The following is a 17,878-nucleotide window of genomic DNA, read 5'->3' on the forward strand; positions in this document are numbered from 1 at the left end:
AGGGATAAAATCTCAGCAGAGTGGCATCTGTTGAAACTTAAGCATGCGATTTGATTAAAAAACCTGACAAGGTACAATCTTTCGGCAATTCCTCACTATATTATCGTCACCCTCGGGTGACTTTTTGGTTTTACTCATCATTATAAAAAAGGTGTATGCGTGCAGAAGTACCTCACAGAAGCGCGTAGTTTATTGGCTCTCGCGATCCCCGTTATCCTCGCTCAAGTTGCACAAACCGCAATGGGTGTCGTTGACACCATCATGGCAGGTTCGGTCAGCGCAACCGATATGGCTGCGGTTGCCGTCGGCACATCAATATGGCTCCCCGCCATACTGTTTGGCCACGGCCTTTTATTATCTTTAACACCCACCGTCGCGCATCTGAACGGGGCTGGTCGTCGTGAAAAAATCGGCGATCAGGTGCAGCAAGGCTTCTGGCTGGCCGCGGGTGTGTCGATCCTGGTGATGGTGGTGATTTATAACTGCGACCTGATGATTGGCATGATGCAAAACATCGATCCCCTGCTGAAAGAAAAGGCCATCGGGTATCTGCGTGCCATTATGTGGGGCGCGCCCGGTTACCTGTTTTTCCAGGTGTTGCGCGACCAGTGTGAAGGGCTGTCAAAGACCAAACCGGGCATGGTGTTCGGGTTTATCGGCCTACTGGTAAATATTCCGGTCAACTATATCTTCATCTATGGCAAGTTTGGCGCCCCGGCGCTGGGCGGCGTGGGCTGCGGCGTGGCAACCGGCACGGTGTACTGGGTCATGTTCATCATGATGCGCATCTACACTAAGCGCTCCTACTTCCTGAAAGATATCGTTGCAACGCGCCCGTTCGCCAAACCTGACTGGGCCGTACTGAAGCGTCTGTCGCTGCTCGGACTGCCGATTGCGCTGGCGCTGTTCTTCGAGGTTACGCTGTTTGCAGTGGTGGCGCTTCTGGTCTCCCCTCTCGGAATAGTTGCCGTCGCAAGTCATCAAATTGCGTTAAATGTCGGGTCTCTGATGTTCGTGGTTCCGTTGTCGCTCGGCGTGGCAGCGACCATTCGCGTTGGGTCACGTCTCGGTGAATCAAATCCATCGGCGGCCAAGGTCTCGGCACTGACCAGCATCGCGACGGGCATTGTTATGGCCTGCATTATTGCAACGATGGTGGTTATCTTCCGCTCCCACATTGCACACCTGTACAACGACAATCCGGCAGTCGTCAGCCTGGCGTCGCATCTGATGTTGTTTGCGGCCATCTTCCAGATTTCAGATGCCGTTCAGGTGATTAGCAGCGGCGTATTGCGTGGCTATAAAGATACGCGCTCAATTTTCTTCATCACCTTTACTGCCTACTGGATCCTGGGTCTGCCTATAGGTTACCTGCTGGCGCTGACCAATTATCTGGTTCCGGCCATGGGTCCGAGCGGATTTTGGTGCGGATTCATCATCGGACTCACTTTTGCCGCCACCATGATGTCGCTGCGCATGCGCTGGATCCAAAAACAGTCTTCATTTTCTATTCTGCAACGCGCAGGGCGATAGTTTTTACCCTCTTACGGTGCGCTGTTTATCGCCAGCGCACCGTAATTAATGTTTAAAAAATCAACGTAATGAGCGTTAGCGCACCAATCGCACGCAATATGTCATTAAAATGCATTTTTTCCCTTGCCAGCCATCCGGTAGGTCGTTAATATTCGTCCCCGCTGCCGCACTGGCAGACAGAGATAAACGATGCGTCCGTAGCTCAGTTGGTTAGAGCACCACCTTGACATGGTGGGGGTCGGTGGTTCGAGTCCACTCGGACGCACCAAATCTCAAAACCTTAACCGGTTTAGCCGTAAAAATTGCATTAAGATGTGCGTCCGTAGCTCAGTTGGTTAGAGCACCACCTTGACATGGTGGGGGTCGGTGGTTCGAGTCCACTCGGACGCACCAAATCTCAAAACCTTAACCGGTTTAGCCGTAAAAATTGCATTAAGATGTGCGTCCGTAGCTCAGTTGGTTAGAGCACCACCTTGACATGGTGGGGGTCGGTGGTTCGAGTCCACTCGGACGCACCAATGCAAATTCCTGAACACCTCCCTGCCTCTTTCAATAAAATCCAACGCTTACCCTTATTTCCCTGATTAAATCCTGACATTTCACCCAATCTGCTTTACCTACTGAAAACGTCATGCGTAATCCTCAACGTTAAGCAAACGTTTGTTGTTATTGCGCAACAAAGCCGCAGATAACACCTAGGTATTGCGCACCCTGCTATTTTTTGTTTGGTTTCCCTCCCTCTTACCCTCTATACTATCGGCAACAAAAACTGGCACAGTTTCTTAGATTGAATGGATTCAGCCCCTTGATCTATCGATATCGTCATATAACAAGCGTTTTCACCCTCGAAACGAGCAAATGTCGTCCAGACAGTTGCGTGCCCGTCGAACTTTACACTGCATTTCTCCCGCACTCGCCTATTCTTAGTAATGTTTTGCTCATACTGAAGTGTTTCTCAAACCAGGTCATTAACTCATTCAGCGCGTTCGGCGACCGTTCTACCGCACTGCGCACTCTTATCCTATCCATCACAACTTGTAGAAAAAATCGTCATGAAAAAGACTAAAATTGTTTGTACTATCGGACCTAAGACTGAATCCGAAGAGATGCTGACTAAACTGCTTGATGCAGGAATGAACGTCATGCGTTTGAACTTTTCTCACGGTGATTATGAAGAGCACGGCCAGCGCATCAAGAACATCCGCAGCGTCATGGAAAAAACGGGCAAGAAAGCCGGTATCCTGCTGGACACCAAAGGCCCTGAAATCCGTACCATCAAACTGGAAGGCGGCAAAGACGCCTCTCTGATTGCAGGCCAGACCTTTACCTTCACCACTGACCAGAGCGTTGTCGGTAACACCGAGCGCGTTGCAGTCACCTACGCAGGCTTCGCAGCTGACCTGAAAGTGGGCAACACGGTTCTGGTCGATGATGGCCTGATTGGTATGGAAGTGACTCACGTCAGCGACACCGAAGTCACCTGTAAAGTGTTGAACAACGGTGATCTGGGCGAAAACAAAGGCGTTAACCTGCCGGGCGTTTCCATCGCGCTGCCAGCACTGGCTGAAAAAGACAAACGCGACCTGATTTTCGGTTGTGAGCAAGGCGTAGACTTCGTTGCGGCTTCTTTCATTCGCAAACGTTCTGACGTGGTTGAAATCCGTGAACACCTGAAAGCGCACGGCGGCGAACATATCCAGATCATCTCTAAAATCGAAAACCAAGAAGGCCTGAACAACTTCGACGAAATCCTCGAAGCCTCAGACGGCATCATGGTTGCTCGTGGTGACCTGGGCGTCGAGATCCCGGTTGAAGAAGTTATCTTCGCCCAGAAAATGATGATCGAGAAGTGTAACCGCGCACGTAAAGTCGTTATTACTGCGACCCAGATGCTTGACTCGATGATTAAAAACCCACGCCCTACCCGTGCAGAAGCAGGCGATGTGGCAAACGCCATCATCGACGGCACCGATGCCGTAATGCTGTCAGGCGAAAGCGCCAAGGGTAAATATCCGCTTGAAGCAGTGACCATTATGGCCACTATCTGTGAGCGTACCGACCGCGTGATGCCTAGCCGCATCGACGGCCAGAACGACAGCCGCAAACTGCGTATCACCGAAGCAGTATGCCGCGGTGCCGTAGAAATGGCCGAGAAACTGGACGCGCCTCTGATTGTTGTCGCCACCCACGGCGGTAAATCTGCGATTTCAGTGCGTAAATACTTCCCTAACGCCCTGATTCTGGCGCTGACCACCAACGAAGTGACCGCTCGTCAGCTTATCCTGACCAAAGGCGTAATCACCCAGCTGGTGAAAGAAATTGCTTCAACCGACGATTTCTATCGCATTGGTAAAGAAGCTGCACTCGAAAGTGGTTTAGCTCAAAAAGGCGACAAAGTGGTCATGGTTTCCGGTGCTTTAGTTCCAAGTGGCACCACCAACACCTCTTCCGTGCACACGCTTTAACGACGTGCAGGTTAAACATTAATAACAACGCCGCGAAATGCGGCGTTTTTTTTGACCAATTTCTCTGTTTTTTAGAAAAAGCTGTCAAATAGGATGTTCTGAAAATGGGACAAGTCTCATGGAATAAGCCTGTTTTAGATAACGTTTTTCAACTTTTATGTAAAAAAAGATGCTTCTTTGAGCGAACGAACAAAATAAAGCATTTGGCGATAAAAATTTATTCTCATTAGAAAAAGGTTTGTGTAATACTTGTAACGCTACATGGAGATTAACTTAATCTAGAGGGTTTTATAATGAATCGCACTAAACTGGTACTGGGCGCAGTAATCCTGGGTTCTACTCTGCTGGCTGGTTGTTCAAGCAATGCTAAAATCGACCAACTGTCTTCTGACGTTTCAACTCTGAACTCTAAAGTTGATCAGCTGAGCAACGACGTTGCAGCTGTTAAGTCTGACGTTCAAGCAGCTAAAGACGACGCAGCACGTGCTAACCAGCGTCTGGACAACCAAGCTCACGCTTACAAGAAGTAATATTTACTTCTCATAATGAAATGGCGCACATTGTGCGCCATTTTTTTTGCCTCGTTTTCGTTCTCATCCTATCCTCCTCTGCCAAACCTCTTCAATCACGTTTAGAGCCATCCTCATCCTCCCCCTCACTCTTTCAATACTTTCAAACAAAAACGCCACTAAAGCGTTTTGGTGGCGTTTAAATGGCATCAAACCCGTCAAGACTTACATCGCACCCGCTGCGGGAGGGGTATTGATATCCTCATTGCCCGTATTTACCAGTACGGGCATACCGGAACGGCGTTCAATTGCGTCTTTCAAAACCTGCTTGTTAGTCTCGTCGCTAGCACGGAATTTCTTCAGCGCAGCGCTGAGGAGTATCGGCATCGTCTGCGGATCATCCGTTTCCGTCCGTGAGAGCGGCTGGTGAACTTCAACATAGCGCTTGCCGTCCGGCTCGATGTCAAATTTCACCGGCTGATTGATGACCTGAACGCGCGTTCCTTTAGGTACGCTATTGAACAATGCCTCGATATCGTCGGGACGTAGACGAATACAGCCCGAGCTCACGCGCATACCAATGCCAAAGTTGGCATTGGTGCCGTGGATAAGATAGTGCCCTTGTCCGGCCGCCAGACGCATGGCAAACAGACCCATCGGATTATCAGGCCCAGCAGGCACGACGCCAGGCAGCGTAATCCCCTGCTCCTTCAGATAGATTTTGCGAATATTAGGCGTCGGGGTCCAGGTTGGATTCGGGATCTTCTGGCTGATAGAGGTCACCATTTCAGGCGTATTGCGCCCCAGCTGGCCGATGCCTATCGGGTAGACCACGACTTTGTTTTCCCCTTTCGGATAATAGTAGAGACGCAGCTCGGCGAGATTGATAACAATGCCCTCTCGTTTGGTGTCAGGCAGCAACATCTGACTGGGTATGGTGAGCACAGTACCAGGCTTAGGCAGTAAAGGATCGACGCCTGGATTCGCTTCCAGCATCGCAATCAGGCCAATTTGATATTTAGCGGCCACGGCCTCGAGTGGTTTGCCATCATTGGGCACAACGTAAGTGGTGTTCTCGCCGATTAGGCGACTGTTATCGGCGGGAAGTGGATATTCCGCCGCCTTCGAGGCGGTCATTCCGGCGCTAAAAACGCTGGCGAAAAGCATTCCCATAAGAGGCAAAGTCAGTTTCATGCTAATTCCTGCTCATCTAGGTTATTGACCTAAGTATCAAGGTACTCGAGGATCATTCGTTATTAGAGTTAATATTAGCATTGCTGGTCTTAATGACAATTTAGGCTTCTAAAATCAACGCGTTACGCATCAGATCGCCGCAAGGAAATTAAGGAATTAAGCTGCTGAAAAATCAGAAATAAATCAGGGAAAAATCGGAGGGGAAACGAAAATGGCCCGACCCATTAGCAGAACAATCCTAATGGGGCGGGCCATTGCACGGGGTAAAAGCGGCGTGGTTACGCCATTACCGCCGCTTTGGCACGAATAGCGCGGATCATTGCCTCAAGCCCCTGGGAACGGGAAGGCGTAAGATGCTGACTCAGCTCCAGCTCGCCAAAGAAAGGACGAACGTCAAGCGCCACCACTTCTTCTGCGGTCAGGCCGTGATACAGGCTGAAAACAATCGCCAGCAACCCTTTCACGATGGCCGCATCGCTGTCGCCAGCGAAATCAATCTGACCATTTTCGCCTGCGTGCATCACAATCCACACCTGGCTTTGACAGCCAGAAATCAGATTCTGCGCCTGACGATTTTCGTCGCTTAATGGCGCAAGCAGCGCACCAAGCTCGATCACATACAGGTATTTCTCTTCCCAGTTCGGGCACCGGGAGAAGTTTTTAACCAACTTTTGCTTATCTGGCAAATTTGCCATAAAAAACCATCCTGCTATTTTGCTTTTTGTTAACCCAGCAGCAGGCTAATACGTTTTAGTCCTGCGACCAAACGGTCAACTTCTTCGCGGGTATTATACATTGCAAGAGAAGCACGGCACATGGCCGGAACGCCGAAGAATGACATCAGCGGCATGGCGCAGTGGTGACCGGTGCGAATAGCGATACCGTATTGGTCAAGGAAGCTGCCCACGTCATAAGCATGATGCTTGCCGAGGTTAAAGGCAATGACACCAGAACGTTCTGCAGGTCCATAGATATGGATATCCGGGATATCGGCCATCGCCTCGAGCGCGTAGCTCATCAGCGACTGCTCGTACTCGTTGATAGCGTCCAGACCAAGTTCATTAACGTAGTCGAATGCAGCGCCCAGGCCAATCATGCCGCCGGTGTTTGGCGAGCCCGCCTCAAAACGCCACGGCGCTTTGACGTAGGTGGTTCCTTCGGTCAGGCTCACGTGCTTGATCATCGAGCCGCCGCCTTCCCAGGGTGGCATTTTATCTAGCAGTGCCGCTTTACCGTAAAGAATACCAATACCGGTCGGTCCATAGAGTTTATGGCCAGAGAACACGTAGAAATCACAATCCAACGCCTGCACATCCACCTTGTGGTGCATGACAGCCTGCGCGCCGTCCACCAGCACATACAGGCCGGCGGCCTTAGCCTGTGGAATAATGGTTTCAATGGGATTGCGCGTGCCCAACACGTTTGAGACGTGCGCCAGCGCCAGCAGTTTGGTCTGCGGCGTCAGCAGCGACGCAAACTGACTCATGTCCAGTTCGCCTTCCGGCGTCAGGTGCCAGACATCGATGTGCAGGCCACGTTCTTCGGCAAGCATCTGCCACGGAACGATATTGGCATGGTGCTCCATCTCGGTGATGATAATGCGATCACCGGCGGAAAGCTGGGTACGGCCAAAGGTGTTGGCAACCAGGTTGATAGCCTCGGTCGAACCTTTGACGAAAACAATCTCTTCGGCAGAAGCCGCATTAATAAATGCGGCGGCCTGCTTACGAACGTTTTCCATCTGCTCGGTGGCTTCAACGCTGAGAGTGTGGATCCCACGGTGCACAGCGGCGTAGTCGTGCTTATAGAACTGACTTTCACTGTCAATGACCTGACGCGGTTTCTGCGCGCTCGCCGCGCTGTCCAGGTAGGCCAGTGGCTGGCCGTTAACTTCACGGCTCAGCAGAGGAAAATCACTACGCACTCTTTCCAGTGGAAAACTCATTACTCACCTCGATTCAGTCGGCCTGCAATCCGTGCAATAACAACCTCACGCAGCGTCTCATTTTCAATTGCTTCAGTCAGCTCGGCTGCGAAGGCGAAGATAATCATGTTACGTGCATCAAGCCCGCTGATACCGCGAGCACGAAGGTAGAACAGCTGCTCGTCGTCCATGCGGCCAACGGTCGCGCCGTGTCCACACTTGACGTCATCGGCAAAAATAACCAGCTGCGGCTTGGTATCGACCTCGGCTTTCGGACTCAGCAACAGGTTGTTGTTGGTCATCTTGCCGTCGGTTTTAATGGCGTTTTTAGCCACTTCGATCATGCCGTTAAATACCGCTTTAGCACGATCGTTAACAATCACCTTGTGCAGCTGATTGCTGTTGCAATAGCCTTTGTTGTGCTCGAGATAAGTGCGGGTATCCGCAATCTCGGCATCAATCGGCAACAGCAGGCTATTGATGTTCAGATTGCTGCCTTCGCCGTTAAGCTGTGCGCTGGTGTTGTTACGGGTTAACCCGGCCCCCAGCAGGAAGCTGTGGCTGGATACGCGCGCGTCACGGCCAACGACCAGATCGTTATGGGCAAAGTGGTAGCTTGCCTGGCTTTCGAAGGAGAGCTTGTAGTGCGTGAAATCAGCGTTATCGCCAATGTTCGCCGTCAGGCGTGCACCGGTGAAATGCCCTGCTTCGCCCAGGCTCACATAGTGTTCAATCACTTCGGCATTAGCACCGCGCTCAACCGCAACGTGGTAGCGATGATGCGCCGTGTTCACTTCGCGAGAATTGGCACGACCGCTGCTGATGTGCAGCAGGTAAAGCGGCTTTTCAGCCTGCTTGCCGGCGGCGAGGCGAATGTTGAGGCCATCCTGCGCCAGACTCTCGGTCAGGTGCAGGAACACTTCTGACTGAATCGCCTCTGGCAGCGTTTGCTGGCAGGCCGGGGTCAGTTTCTCAATCTCGAAATCGCCGGTGTCGGTATCGCTAAGCTCAGCGCTGAAACGGCCATCGATGAACACCAGACGGTAAGTATCGAGCGGCAGCGCCACGGATTTCAGCACGTCGGCAGACACCTGCTGTTTTTCAGGGGCAAAGAACTGGTTACCCAGCAGCGGCGCGACAGGCGTGTATTTCCAGTCTTCCATCTTCGCATGCGGGAAACCAAGGCGCAGAACCTGCTGCCAATGGTTGTAGGCATGGGAAGACTGCTCGCCACCTACGCTTTCGAACAGGCGGTAAAACTGCTGCATAGCATGTGAGCTGCCGGCTGCAGGGGCATTACTCTTCGTCGGTAAGCCAGCCATAACCTTGCTCCTCTAACTGTTTAACCAAGCTGAAATCACCGGATTTTACAATGCGGCCCTGCCACAGAACGTGCACGTAGTCAGGCTTGATATAGTCGAGGATACGCTGGTAGTGGGTCACAATAATAAAGGAGCGCTTACCGTCACGCAGGGCGTTAACGCCGCTGGAAACGATTTTCAACGCATCGATGTCCAGACCGGAGTCGGTTTCATCAAGAATGCACAGGCTTGGCTCAAGGGCCGCCATCTGCAGAATATCGTTACGCTTCTTCTCACCACCGGAGAAGCCAACGTTAACCGAACGACTCAACAGGTCTTCAGGCATCTTCAGCATCGCAATTTTTTCGTCCATAAAATCGGCGAAATCAAAGCGGTCCATCGGAGGCTGTTCACGGTATTTACGAACCGCGTTTACCGCAGTTTGCAGGAAAAAGTTGTTGCTGACGCCTGGGATTTCAACCGGGTATTGAAACGCCATGAATACGCCTTCGCCGGCGCGGTCTTCTGGATCAAGCTCCAGCAGGTCTTTACCATTGAATTCGACAGAGCCTTCAGTCACTTCGTAATCTTCACGGCCCGCAAGTGTAGCGGAAAGCGTACTTTTACCTGAGCCGTTCGGGCCCATAATGGCGTGCACTTCCCCAGGCTTGATCTCGAGATCGAGCCCTTTAAGAATTTCCTTTTCTTCTACTCGGACCTTTAAATTCTTAATGCTTAACATGTGTATCCTTGATTTGCGTCTGTGCGCTCGTGTTTCTACTTATTCTGTTGTTCTTCAAGTCTGTCGGGTAAGACTTACCCGACGCTGTGCTCAAGGCTGATTGCGAGAAGTTTTTGCGCTTCCACGGCAAATTCGAGCGGCAACTCTGAAAAGACATCTTTACAGAAACCGTTAACGATCATTGAGATAGCATCGTCTTCACTGATCCCGCGCTGTAGGCAGTAGAACAGCTGATCTTCACCAATCTTCGAGGTCGTGGCTTCGTGCTCCAGCTGAGCAGTGCTGTTACGCACTTCGATATACGGGAACGTATGTGCGCCACAGTCTGGGCCAATCAGCATCGAGTCACACTGGGTAAAGTTACGCGCGTTCTCGGCGGAAGGCAGGATTTTAACCAGACCGCGATAGCTGTTTTCACTCTTTCCGGCAGAGATACCTTTGGCAATGATGGTCGACTTGGTGTTTTTACCAATGTGAATCATCTTGGTGCCGGTATCGGCCTGCTGCTTGCCGCTGGTCAGTGCAACCGAGAAGAATTCACCGATTGAGTTATCGCCTTTCAGGATAACGCTCGGGTATTTCCAGGTGATGGCAGAACCGGTCTCGGACTGAGTCCAGGACATTTTGGAGTTTGCACCTTCGCAGATAGCGCGTTTGGTGACAAAGTTCAAAATACCACCGCTGCTCTCTTCGCTGCCGGAGAACCAGTTTTGCACGGTGGAGTATTTTACTTCAGCGTCTTTGTGGATGATGACTTCAACCACGGCCGCGTGCAGCTGATAGGTATCACGAACCGGCGCCGAGCAGCCTTCGATGTAGCTGACATAGCTGCCTTCGTCGGCAATCAGAATGGTACGCTCGAACTGACCTGTCTTCGCTGCGTTGATGCGGAAATAGGTCGACAGCTCCATCGGGCAACGCACGCCTTTCGGGATGTACACGAAAGTACCGTCAGAAGCGACAGCGGCGTTCAGCGCAGCGAAGAAGTTGTCTTCAGCAGGCACAACGGTGCCCAGATACTGTTTAACCAGCTCTGGATAATCGTGAATAGCTTCACCGAAGGAGCAGAAGATAACGCCGGATTCAGCCAGCTTCTCACGGTAGGTGGTCGAAACGGAAACGGAGTCGAAGATGGCGTCAACGGCCACTTCTTTACCTTCACGCACAGGAACACCCAACTGATTGAAGGCTTTTTCAACTTCGGTGGTCAGATAGTTTTTTTCGAGCGCAGGCACAGCCAGCGAGTCTGCGGTTGACTGCTGCGTGGCACCAGGCTGAGAACCACAGGAATCGTCACAGCTGCCGCACGATGGCGCGGAGTAATAGCTGTAGTCCTGATAGTCTAAAGGCTTGTATTCGCCCTTAAGCCAGTGCGGCTCTTCCATTTTGATCCAAGCACGGTAAGCCTGCAGACGGAACTCCAGCATCCACTCCGGCTCATTACGCTTGGCGGAAATGGCACGAACGACATCTTCGTTGATGCCGGATGCGAGTTCATCGGTTGCCAGCGCGGTGAAAAATCCTTCCTTGTATTTATTCCCATCGCCGACCCAAGACTGCACGTTGTCTGGAATTTCTACGTTGCTTCGTGACATGTTAGTTACATCGCTTCGATTACATTAGAATTACAGGCCAAAGCTTTCCCCACACCCGCAGGCGTGTTGAGCTTTTGGATTATTGAACTTAAAGATCTGGTTCAGCCCTTCACGGACAAAATCCACCTCAGTTCCATCGATGAAAGGCATTGCTTTCAACGGAATATACAGGTGAGCACCTTCGCGCTCGAAAACCAGGTCATCGCTCGCCGGTTGTTTAGTCAGGTCTAGCACATAGGCAAAACCTGCGCAGCCCGACTGCTTCACAGACAGCTGTAGCCCTTTGACTTCAGGATCCTGAGTCATTAGATTTTTGACCTGCTTGGCTGCGGAATCAGTCAGCGTCACGCCTTGCCATACGTTGTCATCCAATGAGAACGTGCCGACATTTTCGGTTTGCATCTGTCTACCTCATGAATATCAGGTTATTAATAGACAACCTTCTAGTGTCTATTTTAGTGATTACACTTGTCACTTCAACCTCTTGTTTTAAGAGGGTATAGCCATTACGGACCGCAAACAGCCCTGCTCGCGTCCGTGAATGAGATGCCGCCTTTTCTGGATAGAAACTACGCACCTCATCAACTAATTGAATAAATTGTCAATTTTTTGTTAAAAATTGACAATTTTGGCTTTTATGCCCTCTCTTTGCTGTAGATGTTTTACTACGATAAAACATTCATCGGAAATACCTATTTATGAATTTCTTCTACCCTATCGCCGAATAAGGCTCTTTTTGTCTCATGCCCCTACATTGATCAAGGACAAAAAAGGGCGTAGAAAACATTGATCCGCAGCTTTTTTGCAAATATGATATTTTTTAATATGATAATAGTTATCATTCAAATCGGAATGCGCTCATGGCTCAATCGGTAAATGCGTGGCTTCAGGCTAAAATCGACGAATATAAATTTAACGTCCGAGACGCAACGGTCGACTTTTATTTGGCTGATGCGGCGCTTTCCAGGCCGGAAGCAGATATAAACCAGCTCAAGGGCTACAACAGCCTTTGCCTGGATATGGCGAATCTCTGCCTGCAAAATGGCGATGACCAAAGCTACCTTCACGCCCTATGCAAATTGCATAACCGGTTGATAACGGAAATTAATAATCCTCAGCGCAGCAACCTGTTTCAGGTACAGTGCTACCACTTCGCCAGACACACTCTCAAAATGATTTGCCAGTATTATGCCATGATGGGCATCTGGGAAAAAGCCACAGCTTTCCAAACCGACTTTGTTAAGCGCGTTCCGTTCCAGCTTTAATCGCGGCGAATTTAATTCCCGAAAATAATCACACTCTTTATAGGGTTAATATCTGACCGTATATTTCAACCTATTGTGAAATATTAAATTCCAACTATTAACCCTATAAAGAATAAGGGTGAAGGCGTCACTTCCTTCACCCTGCTTTATTATTCTAGCATTAAAAGCCGATCAAAGTTCGATTACGGCGGTGGTCAGGCGGGAAATACAGCACAAGTTTTCACTTTCATCGAATATCTTGATTTCCCACACCTGATTGCGGCGGCCGACGTGCAGAGGACGACAAACTCCCTTCACGTAGCCGCTGTGCGCCGCCCGCAGATGGTTGGCGTTCACTTCAATCCCCACAATTTGCTGATCGCCACGGGTACATAGATAACCCGCCATTGATCCCAATGACTCCGCCAGCACCACAGATGCGCCGCCGTGAAGCAGCTTAAAAGGCTGGGTAGTGCGCGAATCTACCGGCATCGTGGCCTCCAGACGGTCATCTGCCAGCAGGGTAAACTCGATGCCGACGTGTCCGACCATGCATCCCTGACTGGTTTTATTAAGCTCTTCGAGCGTAGTTTCGCGTTTCCAAAGTGCCACGATGATGTTCTCTCCTTGAGGATTAAATGATTTCTAATAATGCCTGAAGCGGGTGACGCAGCCCGTTGCCTTCGATGCGTTTTACCTGACTGCGGCAGGAATAGCCGGTCGCCAGACAACGCTGACGCGGCAGGCGTTGCAGCGACTGATGCCATGACAATTCATAAATGCCGAGCGAGTTCTGAATGTTCTTCGCCTCGTGGCCATAGGTTCCCGCCATGCCACAGCAGCCCACACTGACGCTTTCCAGTTTTGCACCGAAGCGGGCAAAAATATCGCCCCACTGCTTGCCGCTGGTCGGCAGCGCAGTGCTTTCCGTACAGTGTCCAAACAGATACCACGACTCGCCGCTCTGCTGCATCTCCGGCTTTTCAGCCAGCACGGTTATCAGCCATTCGTGCACCAGCTGGACCTGGAAGGAGCCGCGAGACTCACCGAGGATCTCTTTATATTCATCGCGATAGCACAGCACCAGCGCCGGATCTACCCCTACCATCGGCATACCCAGCTGAGATACGCGGTTGAGAAACAGCGAGGTCTTTCTGGCCGTTTTAGCAAAGCGCTGGAGGAATCCTTTCACGTGCTGAGCCTTGCCGTTCGGAGAAAATGGCAGCAGCACCGGTTTGAGATTAAGTTTCTCCACCAGTCGCACAAAATCGGCGACAACCTTCGCGTCGTAATAACTGGTAAACGGGTCCTGCACGATGAGCACGTACTGCGCGCGCTCCGTCACCGGAATGCTTTCGAGCTGCTCCAGCGTCATGGTCGCGGCGCTGTGTCCGGAAAGTTGCTCCCGCAACGTTGGAGAGGAGAGTAAGGGCAAATCGACCATGCCGACGCTTTTACGGCTCAGCTCACGCACCCACGGCTGCCTGAAGAAGAAGTTGAACACTTTAGGTGCACGCGACATCAGCGGCGCATAGCTCTCAACGCCCGCGACCACGTAATCGCTCACCGGGCGCAGATAGCGTGTGTGGTAAAGCTGTAGGAACCGTGAACGGAATCCCGGGACGTCTATTTTGATCGGACATTGCGTTGAACAGGCTTTACAGGCCAGACAGCCAGACATGGCATCTTTGACCTCATGGGAGAAATCATACTCTCCCTTGCTGGCGTACCAACTGTTGCGCGTTTTCTCGATAAGCGTTCTAAAACTCATCGACTCCTGGGGGAGTGCCTGCTCCAGCGCCAGTGGCTCGACGCCCTGTTCTGAAAGCAGTCTCAGCCATTCACGAACCATACCAGCGCGGCCTTTCGGTGAATGAATGCGGCTACCAGTAATCTTGAACGAAGGGCACATTGGGCTTTTGACGTCGAAGTTAAAGCATAACCCGTTACCGTTACACTCCATCGCCCCGCGAAACGCGGTGCGTACCTCGACCGGAATACGACGGTCAAGGGTGCCGCGCTTAGGCGCATCAACCTTCATCATCGGCTCGTCGCAGTCAAGCGGTGGACAAATCTTGCCGGGGTTGAGGCGGTTGGCCGGGTCAAACGCGGTCTTGATACGGCGCAGTTCGTGGAACAGCTCGTCACCGAAGAACGCCGGACTATATTCGGCGCGGAATCCTTTGCCGTGTTCGCCCCACAACAGCCCACCGTATTTAGCAGTCAACGCGACCACCTCATCGGAAATTTTCTTCAGCAGCATTTCCTGCTGCGGGTCACACATGTCCAACGCAGGACGCACGTGCAGTACGCCCGCATCAACGTGACCGAACATGCCGTAGCTAAGGTTATGGCTGTCCAGCAGTGCACGAAACTCGACGATATAGTCAGCGAGATGCTCTGGCGGCACGCAGGTATCTTCGGCAAAAGGCAGCGGCTTGGCGGCGCCCTTGGCGTTACCCAGCAGGCCGACTGATTTTTTACGCATGTTATAGATGCGCTCAATGCCCGCCAGATCGGCACAGATTTGGTAACCGATCACCCCGCCCTGCTCTTCGGCAATCAGGCCGTCAAGACGTTCACAAAGGGACTCGACCTGCTTCTCGATGAGTTCCTGAGCATCACCGGCAAACTCGACGATATTCAGGCCCTGCATGTCTTTGCCTGGGACATCGGTGATGTATTCACTCACTGAATGCCAAACGATGTCCTCACGCGCCAAATTCAGCACTTTGGAGTCAACCGTTTCTACCGAAAGTGCGTTAGCTTCGACCATTAAGGGGGCGTTGCGTAGCGCAGAGTTGAACGAGTCATACTTAATGTTGACCAGACGTCTGACTTTTGGAATCGGCGTTATGTTCAGACGCGCTTCGGTAATAAAGGCCAGCGTGCCCTCAGAACCGGTGAGAATACGGGTCAGGTCGAAGGTTTGCAGATCGTCACTCAGGACGTGGCGCAGGTCATAACCGGTGAGGAAGCGGTTAAGTTTCGGAAATTTGTCGATGATCCGTTGGCGATTTTCGCGACAGCTTTCGAGCACCGTGCGATAAATGTTGCCGGTGGTCGATTTCTCCTCGCCCAACTGTTCGGCAAGCAGCGTCGGCATAGCTTTGGTATCAAGCAGTTCGCCGCCCAAAACCACCGCGCGCAGGCCGAGCACGTGGTCCGAGGTTTTACCGTAAACCAGCGACCCTTGCCCTGAGGCATCAGTGTTGATCATCCCGCCGAGCGTGGCGCGGTTACTGGTCGAGAGTTCAGGGGAGAAGAAATAGCCCAACGGACGCAGGAATTCATTTAGCTGGTCTTTAATGACACCCGCTTCAACTTTTACCCAACCGGCTTCGGTATCAATATCGAGGATGCGATTCATATGTCTGGACATATCAACCACGATACCGCGGTTAAGAGACTGTCCATTGGTGCCGGTCCCGCCACCACGTGGAGTAAATACCAGCGTTTTGAAGCGGTCCTGACCAGCAAGGCGGGCGAGTAAGGCGACATCGGAAGTAGCGCGCGGGAACAAAACCGCATCCGGTAAAAGCTGATAGACGCTGTTGTCGGTCGCCATAGTCAGACGATCGGCGTAGCTGGTTGCCATGTCACCCGTAAAACCGTCTTTCTTTAACGCTTCCAAAAAGTCGAGCACCCGCTGAATAACGCCAGGTGCCTGAGAAATTTGTGGGATCATTGATTACGACTCTGTCTTTGTTGTTGTTTGCAGGCCTGTAGGCGGCCGCTGGATCCGTAAAACGGACCCACCCTGTCTAAAGCAACTTAAAAACTACCATACTTCGTTTTCTAGTGCTTCTAAAACCCCTGATAATACTCCATGCTTATGAGGATAGATTGATGCCAGTTTTTATGGCTATGATGCTTTGCTTTTGAAACGAGAATGACTGATGAATCTCCCGAACAAAAATTATGATTTGCCACAAATCATGTTTGGCGTGCTGTTTATTGCCTTGATGACCATTGCCAGTATTTGGGTAGTGAAACCATTTATACTGGGCTTTTCATGGGCAGGAATGATAGTCATCGCCACCTGGCCTGTGATGATAAGAATTCAGGCTCTCCTCTGGGGGCGTAGAATACTCGCGGTTATCGTCATGACGGTGCTGCTTATCCTGCTGTTTGTTTTGCCGATTGCCCTTCTTATCAGCAGTGCGGTTGAAAACAGCGCGCCGCTGGCAAAACTGGCGAGCAACCCTTCACAGCTGCACCTGCCTGACTTTACCTGGCTGGAGTCGATTCCGCTTATCGGCAAGAAGACCTATCTTGGCTGGCATACCCTGATCAACAGCGGTGGCAGTGCATTACTGGCGAAAGTACAGCCCTACATTGGGCAAACCGCCGGTTGGTTCGTCTCGCAGGCGGCCAACATTGGTCGCTTCATTTTACACTGTTCATTAATGCTGCTGTTTAGCGCACTGCTTTACTATCGCGGTGAGCACGTTGGGATAGGCATCCGCCATTTCGCCATTCGTCTGGCGGGTGGCCGCGGTGACGCCGCGGTCATACTGGCGGGTCAAGCTATTCGTGCCGTGGCGTTGGGCGTGGTTGTCACGGCCATCGTTCAGTCGGTACTCGGCGGCATCGGTCTGGCCATCGTTGGCATCCCCTATGCCACGTTGCTGACCGTGGTGATGTTTGTTTGCTGCGTGGCGCAAATTGGACCGCTGCTGGTGCTGATTCCTGCCATCATCTGGCTGTATTGGACCGGCGATAACACCTGGGGAACCGTATTGCTGGTCTGGAGCTGTGTGGTTGGCTCGCTTGATAGCGTACTGCGCCCGTACTTAATCCACATGGGTGCCGATTTACCAATGCTCCTTATTCTTTCAGGCGTTATCGGCGGCTTGGTTGCCTTTGGACTTATTGGTTTATTTATCGGCCCTGTGGTGTTAGCCGTTTCTTACCGATTGATTTCTTTATGGGTCAATGAAGCCCCTGAGCCTCAGCAAGACCTCGAAGAGGTTAACAAGTTGCTAGGGGAATAATCTGTTTATTAATACTGCCCCGGAGTATTAATGACTTCGGGGCTTTTTTTTTATTTTTTCATCCCCCTTTGCAGGCTATTTCTAACTAAATTTTTTTGCTATTAAAAAGGCCTGATAAGAGAATTAGTTAAAATCTCCTATTAAGACAATTCTTAGAGACTAACATCCTGTTGGATCTTAGTATTATTAACAGTTGAATCAACAACCCCATGATTTATATGTAGGCTTTCCCCCAAGCTTGCATTACCAAAGAATTGCTGTGTGTAGTCTTTGCCTGTCATCTCGACGGGCCTTTTTTTTGTCATAAATAAACTGGCGTAATATATCCAGTGCCCACTGCTGCGCCCGCCTTTATATAATCACCTCTATAACGC

Annotated in this window: 14 protein-coding genes and 3 tRNA genes; 8 read left to right on the plus strand and 9 right to left on the minus strand. The window is 51.2% G+C overall.

Annotated elements, in window-relative coordinates:
- Positions 1-159: 159 nt before the first annotated feature.
- The 6 genes from BS640_RS12400 to BS640_RS12425 all read left to right on the plus strand — a co-directional run bounded on the left by BS640_RS12400 (position 160) and on the right by BS640_RS12425 (position 4,528).
- Positions 160-1,533 (plus strand): MATE family efflux transporter, encoded by a 1,374-nt coding sequence (locus BS640_RS12400; RefSeq protein ID WP_017493918.1) that lies wholly within the window; start codon positions 160-162, stop codon positions 1,531-1,533.
- 191 nt (positions 1,534-1,724) lie between these two features.
- Positions 1,725-1,801, plus strand: a tRNA-Val gene (locus BS640_RS12405).
- A 48-nt stretch (positions 1,802-1,849) separates the two neighbouring features.
- Positions 1,850-1,926 (plus strand) — tRNA-Val (locus tag BS640_RS12410).
- 48 nt (positions 1,927-1,974) lie between these two features.
- Positions 1,975-2,051: transfer RNA gene (locus BS640_RS12415), tRNA-Val, on the plus strand.
- Positions 2,052-2,585: 534 nt separating this feature from the next.
- Positions 2,586-3,998: a pyruvate kinase PykF gene (gene pykF, locus BS640_RS12420; RefSeq protein ID WP_084912660.1), complete on the plus strand. Its 1,413-nt coding sequence runs from the start codon at positions 2,586-2,588 to the stop codon at positions 3,996-3,998.
- Positions 3,999-4,291: 293 nt separating this feature from the next.
- Positions 4,292-4,528, plus strand: coding sequence for a major outer membrane lipoprotein (locus BS640_RS12425; RefSeq protein ID WP_017492465.1), 237 nt, complete (start codon positions 4,292-4,294; stop codon positions 4,526-4,528).
- 204 nt (positions 4,529-4,732) lie between these two features.
- Here the strand turns inward: BS640_RS12425 and BS640_RS12430 are convergent, their stop codons facing one another.
- From BS640_RS12430 to sufA, 7 genes are all read right to left on the minus strand, one after another.
- Positions 4,733-5,701: a L,D-transpeptidase family protein gene (locus BS640_RS12430; protein ID WP_084912661.1), complete on the minus strand. Its 969-nt coding sequence runs from the start codon at positions 5,699-5,701 to the stop codon at positions 4,733-4,735.
- Between the two features lie 278 nt (positions 5,702-5,979).
- Complete coding sequence (sufE, locus tag BS640_RS12435) at positions 5,980-6,396, minus strand: cysteine desulfuration protein SufE (RefSeq protein WP_017492467.1); 417 nt, start codon at positions 6,394-6,396, stop codon at positions 5,980-5,982.
- 29 nt (positions 6,397-6,425) lie between these two features.
- A complete protein-coding gene (gene sufS / locus BS640_RS12440; protein ID WP_017492468.1) occupies positions 6,426-7,646 on the minus strand; it encodes a cysteine desulfurase SufS in 1,221 nt (406 codons plus the stop codon).
- The gene (gene sufD / locus BS640_RS12445) at positions 7,646-8,947 is read right to left on the minus strand and encodes a Fe-S cluster assembly protein SufD (protein ID WP_084912662.1); all 1,302 of its coding nucleotides are present in this window, start codon (positions 8,945-8,947) and stop codon (positions 7,646-7,648) included. Before sufD ends, sufS begins: the two co-directional genes overlap by 1 nt.
- Complete coding sequence (gene sufC / locus BS640_RS12450; protein WP_017492470.1) at positions 8,922-9,668, minus strand: Fe-S cluster assembly ATPase SufC; 747 nt, start codon at positions 9,666-9,668, stop codon at positions 8,922-8,924. Before sufC ends, sufD begins: the two co-directional genes overlap by 26 nt.
- A gap of 74 nt (positions 9,669-9,742) precedes the next feature.
- A complete protein-coding gene (gene sufB, locus BS640_RS12455) occupies positions 9,743-11,263 on the minus strand; it encodes a Fe-S cluster assembly protein SufB (protein ID WP_084912663.1) in 1,521 nt (506 codons plus the stop codon).
- Between the two features lie 30 nt (positions 11,264-11,293).
- A complete protein-coding gene (sufA, locus tag BS640_RS12460; RefSeq protein WP_017492472.1) occupies positions 11,294-11,665 on the minus strand; it encodes a Fe-S cluster assembly scaffold SufA in 372 nt (123 codons plus the stop codon).
- A gap of 458 nt (positions 11,666-12,123) precedes the next feature.
- On the opposite strand from sufA, the gene BS640_RS12465 reads away from it, so the two are divergent.
- Entirely contained in the window at positions 12,124-12,528 is a 405-nt protein-coding gene (locus tag BS640_RS12465) for a hypothetical protein (protein WP_017492473.1), read from the plus strand.
- Between the two features lie 171 nt (positions 12,529-12,699).
- Here the strand turns inward: BS640_RS12465 and BS640_RS12470 are convergent, their stop codons facing one another.
- Together BS640_RS12470 and ydiJ are read right to left on the minus strand one after the other, a co-directional pair.
- Positions 12,700-13,119, minus strand: coding sequence for a hotdog fold thioesterase (locus tag BS640_RS12470; protein ID WP_017492474.1), 420 nt, complete (start codon positions 13,117-13,119; stop codon positions 12,700-12,702).
- A gap of 22 nt (positions 13,120-13,141) precedes the next feature.
- Entirely contained in the window at positions 13,142-16,195 is a 3,054-nt protein-coding gene (ydiJ, locus tag BS640_RS12475; RefSeq protein ID WP_017492475.1) for a D-2-hydroxyglutarate dehydrogenase YdiJ, read from the minus strand.
- Positions 16,196-16,406: 211 nt separating this feature from the next.
- Here ydiJ and ydiK point away from each other — a divergent pair, with 211 nt between their 5' ends.
- Positions 16,407-17,504 (plus strand): AI-2E family transporter YdiK, encoded by a 1,098-nt coding sequence (gene ydiK / locus BS640_RS12480; RefSeq protein WP_017492476.1) that lies wholly within the window; start codon positions 16,407-16,409, stop codon positions 17,502-17,504.
- Positions 17,505-17,878: the final 374 nt, after the last annotated feature.

It is taken from the genome of Rouxiella badensis (assembly GCF_002093665.1).
Lineage (GTDB): Bacteria > Pseudomonadota > Gammaproteobacteria > Enterobacterales > Enterobacteriaceae > Rouxiella > Rouxiella badensis.